At 63.2% G+C, this 12,653-nt stretch carries 8 protein-coding genes; all 8 read left to right on the top strand.

Features of this window, described 5'->3' with window-relative positions:
• Positions 1–38: 38 nt before the first annotated feature.
• The 8 genes from JT360_RS20075 (at position 39) to JT360_RS20040 (ending at position 12,423) form a co-directional block, all read left to right on the top strand.
• Entirely contained in the window at positions 39–1,016 is a 978-nt protein-coding gene (locus JT360_RS20075) for a sugar ABC transporter substrate-binding protein (RefSeq protein WP_502845480.1), read from the top strand.
• Positions 1,017–1,176: 160 nt separating this feature from the next.
• A complete protein-coding gene (locus JT360_RS20070; RefSeq protein WP_214473487.1) occupies positions 1,177–2,238 on the top strand; it encodes an ABC transporter permease in 1,062 nt (353 codons plus the stop codon).
• Positions 2,239–2,240: 2 nt separating this feature from the next.
• The gene (locus JT360_RS20065; RefSeq protein WP_214473576.1) at positions 2,241–3,023 is read left to right on the top strand and encodes an ATP-binding cassette domain-containing protein; all 783 of its coding nucleotides are present in this window, start codon (positions 2,241–2,243) and stop codon (positions 3,021–3,023) included.
• 142 nt (positions 3,024–3,165) lie between these two features.
• Positions 3,166–5,628: a glycogen/starch/alpha-glucan phosphorylase gene (locus JT360_RS20060; RefSeq protein WP_214473485.1), complete on the top strand. Its 2,463-nt coding sequence runs from the start codon at positions 3,166–3,168 to the stop codon at positions 5,626–5,628.
• Positions 5,629–5,731: 103 nt separating this feature from the next.
• Complete coding sequence (gene glgB, locus JT360_RS20055) at positions 5,732–7,945, top strand: 1,4-alpha-glucan branching protein GlgB (RefSeq protein WP_214473483.1); 2,214 nt, start codon at positions 5,732–5,734, stop codon at positions 7,943–7,945.
• A gap of 53 nt (positions 7,946–7,998) precedes the next feature.
• On the top strand, positions 7,999–9,264 hold the full coding sequence (gene glgC, locus JT360_RS20050) for a glucose-1-phosphate adenylyltransferase (RefSeq protein WP_214473477.1): 1,266 nt from the start codon (positions 7,999–8,001) through the stop codon (positions 9,262–9,264).
• An 81-nt stretch (positions 9,265–9,345) separates the two neighbouring features.
• Complete coding sequence (gene glgA / locus JT360_RS20045) at positions 9,346–10,791, top strand: glycogen synthase GlgA (RefSeq protein WP_214473472.1); 1,446 nt, start codon at positions 9,346–9,348, stop codon at positions 10,789–10,791.
• A 3-nt stretch (positions 10,792–10,794) separates the two neighbouring features.
• The gene (locus JT360_RS20040) at positions 10,795–12,423 is read left to right on the top strand and encodes an alpha-D-glucose phosphate-specific phosphoglucomutase (protein WP_214473470.1); all 1,629 of its coding nucleotides are present in this window, start codon (positions 10,795–10,797) and stop codon (positions 12,421–12,423) included.
• The last annotated feature ends 230 nt before the right edge of the window (positions 12,424–12,653 follow it).

Below are 12,653 nucleotides of genomic sequence, written 5' to 3'. Positions count from 1 at the left end.
TGAAGTCCACCGTTTTTGCGGCGGCCGCTCTGGGCCTGATGGCGTTTGCCTCGTCCGCATCCGCCGCAGGTGTCGGCGCCTGCCTGATCACCAAGACCGACACCAATCCCTTCTTCGTCAAGATGAAGGAAGGTGCCACGGCGAAGGCCAAGGAGCTCGGCGTCGACCTCAAGACCTATGCCGGCAAGATCGACGGCGACAGCGAGAGCCAGGTGGCGGCGATCGAAAGCTGCATTGCCGACGGCGCCAAGGGCATCCTGATCACCGCTTCCGACACCAAGGGCATCGTGCCGACGGTTAAGAAGGCGCGTGACGCCGGCCTGCTGGTGATCGCGCTCGACACGCCGCTCGATCCGATCGACGCCGCCGACGCGACCTTCGCCACCGACAATCTGGAAGCCGGCAAGCTGATCGGAGCCTGGGCGGCCGCGACGCTCGGCGATAAGGCCAAGGACGCCAAGATCGGCTTCCTCGACCTGACGCCCTCGCAGCCGACCGTGGACGTGCTGCGCGACCAGGGCTTCATGATGGGCTACGGCATCGACGTGAAGGATCCCAACAAGATCGGCGACGAGACCGATCCGCGCATCGTCGGCCACGACGTCACCAACGGCAACGAGGAAGGCGGCCGCAAGGCGATGGAGAACCTTCTGCAGAAGGACAATTCCATCAACGTCATCCACACCATCAACGAGCCGGCGGCCGTCGGCGCCTACCAGGCGCTCAAGGCGGTCGGCCTCGAAAAGCAGGTGCTGATCGTCTCCGTCGATGGCGGCTGCCCTGGCGTGAAGTCGGTTACGGAAGGCGTGATCGGCGCGACGTCGCAGCAATACCCGCTGCAGATGGCAGCGCTCGGCATCGAGGCGATCGCCAATTTCGCCAAGGACGGAACCAAGCCGAAGCCGACCGAAGGCAAGAATTTCTTCGATACCGGCGTCAACCTGGTGACCGACAAGCCAGCCCAGGGTGTGAAGTCCATCGACACCAAGGAAGGCCTCGCCAAGTGCTGGGGCTGATGCTGGTCTGACCGGCAACCATAAATCCGAAGCGGTCGGGGCTTGATCCCGGGCCGCTTCGGGTGGACGATGGGTCGCATGATCGCGAACAATCCCGGCGACAGACCGGACAGGCGTGGACGGGTGTCGGCGCGTGGCTGACACCCAACGGGGAGGAAACATGTCTCAGGCTCAGGAATTCGAGAAGGTTCTCTCGGGCAGCGACACAAGCGTTGCCGCCTTTGACGAGCACAAATCGGCAGTCAGGCGTATCCAGCACTTCCTGCATTCAACGCCGGCGGCGGTGCCGCTGATCGTGCTGGTTCTGGCGATCATCGTTTTCGGCATCAGCATCGGAAGTCGCTTCTTTTCGTCCTACACGCTGACGCTGATCCTGCAGCAGATCGCCATCGTCGGCATTCTGGGCGCGGCGCAGACACTGGTCATCCTGACCGCCGGCATCGACCTCTCGGTTGGCGTCATCATGGTGATTTCAGCCGTGATCATGGGCAATTGCGCCGTCAGTTATGGCCTGCCGAGCGTGCTCGCCGTGGCGGTCGGGCTTGCCGCCGGTGCCGCCTGCGGGCTGCTCAACGGGGTGCTGGTCGCCTACATGAAACTGCCGCCTTTCATCGTGACCCTTGGCACCTGGAACATCGTCATGGCCACGAACTTCATCTATTCGGCCAACGAGACGATCCGCGACACCGATGTCGACGTCCAGGCGCCGCTGCTGCATCTGTTTGCCCTGAGTTTCAAGGTCGGCACGGCGGTGCTGACGCTCGGCGTCATTGCCATGGTGCTGCTCGTGCTCCTCCTGTGGTACGTACTCAACCACACGGCCTGGGGCCGCCATGTCTACGCCGTCGGCGATGACCAGGAGGCGGCGAAGCTGTCGGGCATCCAGACCAAGAAGGTGCTGATGACGGTCTACACCCTTGCCGGGCTGATCGCCGCTTTCGCCGCCTGGGTCTCCATCGGCCGCAACGGTTCGATCTCGCCGTCGGCCGCCGTCACCGACTACAATCTGCAGGCGATCACCGCGACGGTGATCGGCGGTATTTCTCTCTTCGGCGGGCGCGGCTCGATCCTGGGCACGCTGTTCGGCGCGATGATCGTCGGCGTCGTCTCCATGGGCCTCAACATGCTCGGCGCCGATCCGCAATGGAAAGTGCTGCTCACCGGCGTGTTGATCATCGGCGCCGTGGCGGTCGACCAATGGATCAGAAAGGTATCGGCATAGTCATGACCCAGGAACCCATTCTCACCGCGCGGGGCCTGGTCAAGCGCTATGGCCGCGTCACCGCCCTCGACAATGCCGACTTCGATCTCTACCCCGGCGAGATCCTGGCTGTCATCGGCGACAACGGCGCCGGCAAGTCGTCGCTCATCAAGGCGATTTCAGGCGCAGCCGTGCCCGACGAAGGCGAGATCCGGCTTGAAGGCAAACCCGTTGCCTTCAAATCGCCGATGGAGGCGCGCGAAGCCGGAATCGAGACCGTCTACCAGAATCTGGCACTGTCGCCGGCGCTGTCCATTGCCGACAACATGTTCCTCGGCCGCGAAATCCGTAAGCCGGGCCCGCTCGGCAGTTGGTTTCGGATGCTCGACCGTCCGGCGATGGAAAAGCGCGCCCGCGACAAACTTACCGAGCTCGGCTTGATGACCATCCAGAACATCAGCCAGGCGGTGGAAACGCTCTCCGGCGGCCAGCGCCAGGGCGTCGCGGTGGCGCGCGCTGCTGCTTTCGGCAGTCGCGTGGTGATCATGGACGAGCCGACGGCGGCGCTCGGCGTCAAGGAGAGCCGCCGCGTGCTCGAACTGATTCTCGACGTCAAGAAGCGCGGCCTGCCGATCGTGCTCATCTCACACAACATGCCGCATGTCTTCGAAGTGGCGGACCGCATCCACATCCACCGGCTTGGAAAACGCCTTTGCGTCGTCGATCCGAAGCAGATTTCCATGTCGGATGCCGTTGCCCTCATGACCGGCGCGAAGAAGCCGCCGGAGGACGCGTTGGCGGCCTGATCTGCCTTCACTGGTAAATTCCCGCAGCTGAACCGGGTAGCATGTCGATCTAAATCGATTGAACATATGCTGCAATGCACTAGGATGGGCTGGGAGTAGCGGTGAAAGCCGGTATGATCGCGGTACGACCACGAGAGGCAGTATGACGCACACGATGACATCCGAAGCTCCCGTTCTCGAAATCCCCGACCCCAAGACGCTTGCTGACGAAGTCTTGCTTGCCCTCAAATACAGGGTCGGCAAGGGCACCAGCGTCGCCACGCAATACGACTGGCTCACCGCCTCGATCAAGGTCGTGCGCGACCGCATCGTCGATCACTGGATGCAGGCGACGCAGGAGGCCTACGCCCAGCAGGAAAAGCGCGTCTACTACCTGTCGCTGGAATTCCTCATCGGCCGGCTGATGCGGGACGCCTTCTCCAATCTCGGCCTGATGGACAATATGCGCGAGGCGCTCAAATCCCTCGGCGTCGACCTCGACCTCATCGCCGGGCTCGAACCGGATGCAGCACTTGGCAATGGCGGTCTCGGCCGGCTCGCCGCCTGCTTCATGGAAAGCATGGCCACCGTCGACATTCCCGCACATGGCTACGGCATCCGCTATGCCAACGGCATGTTCCGCCAGGAGATCCACGACGGCTGGCAGGTCGAGCTGCCGGAGACCTGGCTCGACCACGGCAACCCCTGGGAGTTCGAACGGCGCGAACGCTCTTTCGAAGTCGGTTTCGGGGGTTCGGTGGAATCGATCACGTCGAAGGACGGCCGGCTGGAGCGCCATGTCTGGAAGCCGACCGACCATGTCCTGGCTGTCGCCTACGACACGCCGGTCGTCGGCTGGCGGGCAAACCGCGTCAACACGCTGCGGCTGTGGTCGGGCATGCCGGTCGATCCGATCCTGCTCGACAAGTTCAATGCCGGCGATCACATCGGCGCGCTGGCCGAAAGCAACAAGGCGGACGCGCTGTCGCGCGTGCTTTATCCCGCCGATTCCCACAAGGCCGGGCAGGAGCTCAGGCTGCGGCAGGAGTATTTCTTCTCGACCGCTTCGCTGCAGGACATCATCCAGCGGCATCTCAGCCAGTATGGGGATTTGCAGTCGCTGCCCGACAAGGCGGCGATCCATTTGAACGACACCCATCCGGCGATTGCCGTGCCGGAGCTGATGCGGCTCTTGATGGACGTCCACGGCATGGATTTCGACCAGGCCTGGGATATCACCATACGCACCTTCGGCTACACCAACCACACGCTGCTGCCGGAGGCGCTGGAAAGCTGGCCGGTGCCGCTGTTCGAGCGGCTTTTGCCGCGCCATATGCAGATTGTCTATGCCATCAATGCTCAGGTGCTGCTCGAAGCCCGCGCCACCAATCAGTTCTCGGACGAGCAGATCAGCCGCATCTCGCTGATCCAGGAGAATGGCGACCGCCGCGTGCGCATGGGCAACCTTGCCTTTGTCGGTTCGCACTCGATCAACGGCGTCTCGGCGCTGCATACCGAGCTTATGAAGGAAACGGTGTTCGCCGACCTGCACAGGCTCTATCCCGATCGCATCAACAACAAGACCAACGGCATCACCCCGCGGCGCTGGCTGATACAGTGCAATCCCGGGCTGACATCGCTCGCCCGTGAGGCGATCGGCGACCGCTTTCTCGACGACATCGACGCCATCAAGGGGCTCGACGGCTTCGCCGATGACAGCGCGTTTCGGGAAAAGTTCGCGGGCGTCAAGCGGCAGAACAAGGCGCGGCTGGCCAATCTCGTCGCCGACCGGCTCGGCATCAAGGTCGACCCCTCGGCCCTGTTCGACATCCAGATCAAGCGCATCCACGAATACAAGCGCCAGCTCCTCAACATCCTCGAGGCGATCGCGCTCTACGACCAGATCCGCTCGCATCCGGAACGGGACTGGATGCCGCGCGTGAAATTCTTCGGCGGCAAGGCGGCGCCCAGCTATCACAACGCCAAGCTGATCATCAAACTCGCCAACGACGTCGCCAGGGTCATCAACCGCGATCCTGCCGTCCGCGGTTTGCTGAAGGTGGTGTTCTTGCCGAACTACAATGTCAGCCTGGCCGAAATCATGATGCCGGCCGCCGACCTGTCCGAGCAGATCTCGACCGCGGGCATGGAAGCGTCGGGCACCGGCAACATGAAGTTCGCGCTCAACGGCGCGCTGACCATCGGCACGCTCGACGGCGCCAATGTCGAGATCAAGGAGTGCGTCGGCGACGACAACATCTTCATCTTTGGCCTGACCACCGCGGAAGTCGCCGAGCGGCGCAACAATGGCTACAATCCGCGTGGCGTGATCGAAGCATCGCCCGAGCTGGCGCAAGCCGTGGCTGCCGTTTCCTCCGGCGTCTTCTCGCCCGATGATCCCGACCGCTACCGCGACCTCATCAACGGTCTCTACGAGAGCGACTGGTTCATGGTCGCGGCGGATTTCGATGCCTACGCCGCCGCCCAGCGTGAGGTCGACGCCGTCTGGCGCAACAGCCCGGACTGGTATGCCAAGGCGATCCGCAATGTCGCGCGTGTCGGCTGGTTCTCATCCGATCGCACGATCCGCCAATACGCGAAAGAAATCTGGAACGTACCCGTCTGATGTGATTGCATGAGGCCACGAACAACGTGGTCCCGGTGATGTGGGTTGAGCGTCAGCCACATCACCTGAAACAAACCTGGTGCCCTGGGAGGGACACTGCCTGATGAGGAAGCCGCGCGCGACCGCTGCGACAAGCGGGCCGGACGAACTGGCGCCAGCCAGCGATGTTGCGGCGATTGTTGCCGGCACGCACGGAGATCCCTTCGCGGTCCTTGGTGTCCATGAGATCGGCAAGAGCCTGTTTGCCCGTTGCTTCGTTCCGCATGCGGAGTCCGTCACCGCCTACACGCTGACGGGCATCAAGGCTGGTGAGTTGACGAGGCGGGACGATGGCGGCTTCTTCGAAGGCAGATTGTCGATCAGGAAGCGGCAGCCGCTGCGCTACCACGCGCGCAATGCCGGCGGTGACTGGTGGCTGACCGATCCCTATTCGTTCGGCCCGGTGCTCGGGCCGATGGATGATTACTATATCGCCGAGGGTTCGCACCTCAGATTGTTCGACAAGCTCGGCGCGCATGTCATCGATCATGAGGGCGCCACCGGCGTGCATTTCGCGGTCTGGGCGCCCAATGCTCGGCGCGTCTCGGTGGTCGGCGATTTCAACGACTGGGATGGCCGCCGCCACACGATGCGCGATCGCCGCGACACCGGCATCTGGGAACTGTTCGTGCCCGACATCGGTGCCGGGCGACCCTACAAATACGAGATCATTGGACCCGACGGTGTCAGACTGCCGCTGAAGGCCGATCCGTTTGCGTTCAAATCCGAACTGCGTCCGGCCACAGCGTCTGTTGTCGCCGTGCCGCCGGCGCATGAGTGGGGCGACGGGGCGCACCGCACCTTCTGGCGCAATGCCGATCCGCGGCGCGAGGCCATCTCGATCTACGAAGTCCATGCCGGCTCCTGGCAGCTTCGCGACGACGGTGCGTTCCTGTCATGGGATGAACTGGCCGGCCGGCTGATCCCCTATGTGGTCGAGACCGGTTTCACGCACATCGAATTCATGCCGATCTCCGAGCATCCCTATGACCCGTCGTGGGGCTATCAGACGACTGGCCTCTACGCGCCGTCGGCCCGTTTCGGTGATCCGGACGGCTTTGCCCGTTTCGTCGATGGCGCCCATCGCGCCGGTGTCGGCGTCATCCTCGACTGGGTGCCGGCGCATTTTCCGGTCGACGCGCATGGCCTTGCCCATTTCGACGGCACCGCGCTCTACGAACACGCCGATCCGCGCAAGGGCTTCCACCCCGACTGGAACACGGCGATCTACAATTTCGGCCGCCGCGAGGTGGTGTCTTTCCTGGTCAACAACGCGCTGTTCTGGGCCGAGAAATATCATGTCGACGGATTGCGCGTCGATGCGGTCGCTTCGATGCTTTATCTCGACTATTCGCGCAAGGCCGGCGAATGGATTCCCAACGAGAAGGGCGGCCGCGAGAACCTCGAAGCGGTCAGCTTCCTGCAGAAGATGAACAAGGAGGTCTACGGGCATCATCCGGGCGTCATGACGATCGCCGAGGAATCGACATCATGGCCGAAGGTTTCGGCGCCGGTGCATGAAGGCGGGCTGGGCTTCGGCTTCAAGTGGAACATGGGCTTCATGCACGACACGCTGGAGTATTTTTCCAAGGAGCCGATTTTCCGCAAGCACCACCACAACGAGCTGACCTTCGGCCTGACCTACGCCTTCTCTGAGAATTTCGTGCTGCCGCTCTCGCATGACGAGGTCGTGCACGGCAAAGGCACGCTGCTTGGCAAGATGGCCGGCGACGACTGGCAGAAATTCGCGACCTTGCGGGCGTATTACGGCTTCATGTGGGGCTATCCCGGCAAGAAGCTGCTGTTCATGGGGCAGGAATTCGCGCAGCGCCGCGAATGGAGCGAGGCGCGCGCGCTCGACTGGAACCTGCTCGATTTCCGCCCGCATCGCGGCGTCTGGCAGACGGTGCGCGACCTCAACTATCTCTATCGCTCGCGCCCGGCATTGCACGGCCGCGACTGCGAACCGGAAGGCTTTTCCTGGCTGATCGTCGACGACAGCCAGAATTCGGTCTTTGCCTGGGTACGCAACGCGCCGGGTGGCAGCCCGGTGGCGGTCATCTCCAACTTCACGCCGGTGCCGCGCGACAATTACCGCGTGCCGCTGCCGAAGGCCGGCACCTGGCGCGAGATCATCAACACCGACGCATCCGAATATGGCGGCTCCGGCATGGGCAATGGCGGCTTGGTCGAGGCAAGGGCGGAGGGCAAAGCCATCTCGGCAACGATGCTTTTGCCGCCGCTGTCGACGATCATGCTTGAACTCGTTGCCGACTGAGGCCCGTCAAGGCCTGATAACATAGCGAGACTGAGTAACTTGGGAGGGTAGAAATGGCAGACTTGAAACGGACCCAGCCGCTGGCGCGCGATGCCATGGCCTATGTATTGGCCGGCGGCCGTGGCAGCCGCCTCAAGGAACTGACCGACCGACGCGCCAAGCCCGCGGTCTATTTCGGCGGCAAGACGCGCATCATCGATTTCGCCCTTTCCAACGCGCTCAACTCCGGCATTCGCCGCCTCGGCGTCGCCACCCAGTACAAGGCGCATTCGCTGATCCGCCATTTGCAACGCGGCTGGAACTTCCTGCGGCCCGAGCGAAACGAGAGCTTCGACATCCTGCCGGCCAGCCAGCGTGTCTCGGAAACGCAGTGGTATGAGGGCACGGCGGACGCCGTCTACCAGAACATCGACATCATCGAGGCCTATGGCCCGGAATACATGGTCATCCTCGCCGGCGACCACATCTACAAGATGGACTACGAGATGATGCTGCGTCAGCATGTCGACGCCAATGCCGACGTCACCGTCGGCTGCCTCGAAGTGCCGCGCATGGAAGCGACAGGCTTCGGCGTCATGCATGTCGATGCCAAGGACAACATCATCGCATTCGTCGAAAAGCCCGCTGATCCCCCCGGCATCCCCGGTAACCCGGAATTCGCCTTGGCCTCGATGGGCATCTACGTCTTCAAGACCAAATTCCTGATGGAGCAGCTGCGGCGCGACGCCGCCGAGCCGGGCTCCAGCCGCGACTTCGGCAAGGACATCATCCCCTATATCGTCACGCACGGTAAGGCGATCGCCCACCGGTTCACCAAGTCCTGCGTGCGCTCGACCGCCGAGAACGAAGCCTACTGGCGCGATGTCGGAACGGTGGACGCCTATTGGGAAGCCAATATCGACCTGACCGACGTGACGCCGGAGCTCGACATCTACGACCGCGACTGGCCGATCTGGACCTACGCCGAGTTGAAGCCGCCCGCAAAATTCGTCCATGACGAGGATGGCAGGCGTGGCTCGGCCGTGTCGTCGCTGGTCTCGGGCGATTGCATCGTCTCCGGCGCGACGCTGAAGAGGAGCCTGATCTTCACAGGTGCGCGCATCAATTCCTATTCGGCGCTGGAAGAGGTCGTCATGCTGCCCGACGTTCATGTCGGCCGGAACGCAAAGTTGAAGCGCGTCGTCATCGACCACGGTGTAAGGATACCGGAGGGGCTGGTGGTCGGCGAGGATGCCGTGCTCGACGCAAAGCGCTTCCGTGTTTCGGAAAAAGGCATCTGTCTGATCACACAGGATATGATCAACAAACTCGGGCTCTAGAGCAATTCCAGGAAAAGTGTGAAACGGTTTTCCGTCCGGAATCGCTTGCAAACAAAGAATTGGACTGGATCGGATAGACGCATGCAGGTTCTGTCGGTCACGCCCGAGATATTTCCGCTGATCAAGACCGGCGGGCTTGCCGATGTGACCGGCGCGCTGCCCATCGCGCTCGCCGCCAAGGGCGTGAGGATGCGCACGCTCATTCCGGGCTTTCCGACGGTAATGGCGGCCTTCAAGAAAAAGAAGGCTGTCCTGCAATACCCCCTGTTGCAAGGCGGCAAGGCCGCCGTCCACTCGGTCCAGCTTTCTGGGCTTGAGTTGTTCGTGCTCGACGCGCCGCATCTGTTCGACCGTCCCGGCGGCCCTTACGGCAATGCTTCGGGCGCGGACTGGCCGGACAACTGGCGGCGCTTTGCAGCACTCAGCCAGGCCGGCGCCGATATCGCCGGCGGCGCTATCTCAGGCTACCTGCCCGACATCGTCCATGCCCATGACTGGCAGTCGGCGATGACGCTTGCCTACATGCGCTACGGCAAGGCGGTCGGCACGCCGTCCATGATGACCGTCCACAATCTCGCCTTCCAGGGGCAGTTCGGCGCCGGCATCTTCGGCGAGCTTGGCTTGCCGGCGGCGGCTATGGCGCTTGACGGCGTCGAATATTATGGCGGCGTCGGCTTTCTCAAGGCCGGCCTGCAGGCCGCCTGGGCGATCACCACGGTAAGCCCGACCTATGCGCAGGAGATCCGCTCGGCGGAATTCGGCATGGGCCTCGATGGCCTGATCAACATGCGCTCCAGCGATCTCTACGGCATCGTCAACGGCATCGACACCGCCATCTGGGATGCGGAAACCGACAAGCATCTGGTGTCGAACTATACAGCCGCGACGCTCAAGGCCCGGGCACCGAACAGGGTCGCCGTCGAGGAACGCTTCGGTCTCGATCGCGATGACAGCCCGATCGTCTGTGTCGTCAGCCGCCTGACCTGGCAGAAGGGCATGGACATATTGGCGACGGCGGTCGACGGCATCGTCGCGAGGGGCGCGCGGCTGGCCATACTGGGCTCGGGCGATGCCGGGCTCGAAGGAGCGCTGCTTGCCGCTGCTGCACGCCACCGCGGCCGCATCGGCGTGGTCGTCGGCTATGATGAGGGGCTGTCGCACACCATGCAGGGCGGCTGCGACGCCATCATCATCCCGTCGCGCTTCGAACCCTGCGGACTGACGCAGCTTTACGGCCTGCGCTATGGCTGCGTGCCGGTGGTTGCCCGCACCGGCGGCCTCGCCGACACCATCATCGACGCCAATGAAGCGGCGATTGCCGCCGGCGTGGCGACAGGGTTCCAGTTTGCTCCCAGCAATGGCGGCGCGATGCTGCACGCCATCCGCCGCCTGGTCGACGCCCATGCTAACCCCGCGACTTTCGAGACCATCCAGCGCCAGGGCATGAAGGCCGATGTGTCTTGGGAGAAGAGCGCGGAAAAATATGTCGAACTCTATCGCCTGCTGCTTTCGAAAAGGGTTGCCTGAAGCATGATACGCACCGTTGCCACCAAACCCTACTTAGACCAGAAGCCCGGCACGTCGGGGCTGCGCAAGAAGGTGCCCGTGTTCCAGCAGGAGCACTATGCCGAGAACTTCATCCAGTCGATCTTCGACGCGCTCGACGGCTTCAAGGGCAAGACCCTGGTGATCGGCGGCGATGGCCGCTTCTACAATCGCGAGGTCATCCAGAAGGCCATCGCCATGGCGGCCGCCAACGGCTTTGGCAAGGTGATGGTCGGGCAGGGCGGCATCCTGTCGACGCCGGCCGCCTCGCATGTCATCCGCAAATACAAGACCTTCGGCGGCATCATCCTGTCGGCCAGCCACAATCCGGGCGGCCCGCACGAGGATTTCGGCATCAAGTACAATGCCGGCAATGGCGGTCCGGCACCGGAAAAGCTGACCGATGCGATCTTCGACAAGACCAAGGCGATTTCGAGCTTCAAGATCGCCGACATCGATCCGATCGACATCGATACGATCGGCACGGTCAAGGCCGCCGGCATGACCGTCGAGATCATCGATCCGGTCGCCGACTATGCCGCGCTGATGGAAAGCCTGTTCGACTTCGACGCTCTGCGCAAACTGTTCAAATCGGGTTTTCGCATGCGCTTCGACGCCATGCACGCGGTGACCGGTCCCTATGCCAAGGAGATCCTCGAGAACCGCCTCGGTGCGCCCAACGGCACCTGCCGCAACTTCAAGCCGCTGCCCAATTTCGGCGGCCACCATCCGGACCCGAACCTCGTCCATGCCAAGCATCTCTATGACGAGATGATGGGTCCGGACGCGCCGGATTTCGGCGCTGCTTCGGACGGCGACGGCGACCGCAACCTGATCATCGGCAAAGGCATCTTCGTCACCCCCTCGGATTCGGTGGCGATGCTTGCCGCCAATGCCCGCCTGGCGCCGGGCTACAAGGACGGTCTGAAGGGCATCGCCCGCTCGATGCCAACCAGTGGCGCCGCCGACCGTGTCGCCGAAAAACTCGGCATCGGCATCTACGAGACGCCGACCGGCTGGAAATTCTTCGGCAACCTGCTCGATGCCGGCATGGCGACCATCTGCGGCGAGGAGAGCGCCGGCACCGGCTCCAACCATGTTCGCGAAAAGGACGGCCTGTGGGCTGTGCTCCTGTGGCTCAACATCCTCGCCGCGCGCGGCGAAAGCTGCAAGGAGGTCGTCACCGAGCACTGGGCGACCTACGGGCGCAATTACTATTCGCGCCACGACTACGAGGAGGTCGAAATCGACCGCGCCAACACACTGGTCGACGAACTGCGTGCCAAGCTGAGTTCGCTGCCCGGCACCAGTGTGCGCGGCCTGAAGATCGCCAATGCCGACGATTTCGCCTATCACGACCCGGTCGACGGCTCGACCAGCGAACATCAGGGCATAAGGGTGCTGTTTGAAGGCGGCTCCCGCGTCGTCTTCCGGCTTTCCGGCACCGGCACCTCGGGCGCGACCTTGCGCCTTTATATCGAGCGCTACGAACCAGACAAGGCGAGGCATGATCTCGACACGCAGCTCGCCCTTGCAGACCTGATCGCCGCCGCCGACGACATTGCCGGGATCAAGAGCCACACCGGCCGCGACAAGCCGAGCGTGATTACTTGAGGGTGGCGGTAGCTTCACCCTCCCCCTTGTGGGGAGGGTCGATCCGCGTAGCGGATCGGGGTGGGGGTGCGCGTAAAGCGCTTTCCCTGCGCCGCCCCCCACCCCGCTCCCCTCCGTCGCGCCCCTCCCCACAAGGGGGAGGGTGGAGGACGCGCCCATGACCCAACTCGGCGCAACCCCCCACCCCCGCAGCGACCCCTCCGCCCCCGGGTGCCCGTCGCCCCCCCCCC

This window comes from Mesorhizobium sp. dw_380, from assembly GCF_018588885.1.
Classification (GTDB): domain Bacteria; phylum Pseudomonadota; class Alphaproteobacteria; order Rhizobiales; family Rhizobiaceae; genus Mesorhizobium.
Note: the sequence above shows the minus strand (reverse complement) of the source record. Positions and strands in the feature narration are given on the sequence as shown.

What these genes read in the sequence shown, in the direction of transcription:
- JT360_RS20075 (WP_502845480.1), top strand. Translation starts at nt 39, where the DNA reads ATGGCGTTTGCCTCGTCCGCATCCGCCGCAGGTGTCGGCGCCTGCCTG.
- JT360_RS20070 (WP_214473487.1), top strand. Translation starts at nt 1,177, where the DNA reads ATGTCTCAGGCTCAGGAATTCGAGAAGGTTCTCTCGGGCAGCGACACA.
- JT360_RS20065 (WP_214473576.1), top strand. Translation starts at nt 2,241, where the DNA reads ATGACCCAGGAACCCATTCTCACCGCGCGGGGCCTGGTCAAGCGCTAT.
- JT360_RS20060 (WP_214473485.1), top strand. Translation starts at nt 3,166, where the DNA reads ATGACGCACACGATGACATCCGAAGCTCCCGTTCTCGAAATCCCCGAC.
- glgB (WP_214473483.1), top strand. Translation starts at nt 5,732, where the DNA reads ATGAGGAAGCCGCGCGCGACCGCTGCGACAAGCGGGCCGGACGAACTG.
- glgC (WP_214473477.1), top strand. Translation starts at nt 7,999, where the DNA reads ATGGCAGACTTGAAACGGACCCAGCCGCTGGCGCGCGATGCCATGGCC.
- glgA (WP_214473472.1), top strand. Translation starts at nt 9,346, where the DNA reads ATGCAGGTTCTGTCGGTCACGCCCGAGATATTTCCGCTGATCAAGACC.
- JT360_RS20040 (WP_214473470.1), top strand. Translation starts at nt 10,795, where the DNA reads ATGATACGCACCGTTGCCACCAAACCCTACTTAGACCAGAAGCCCGGC.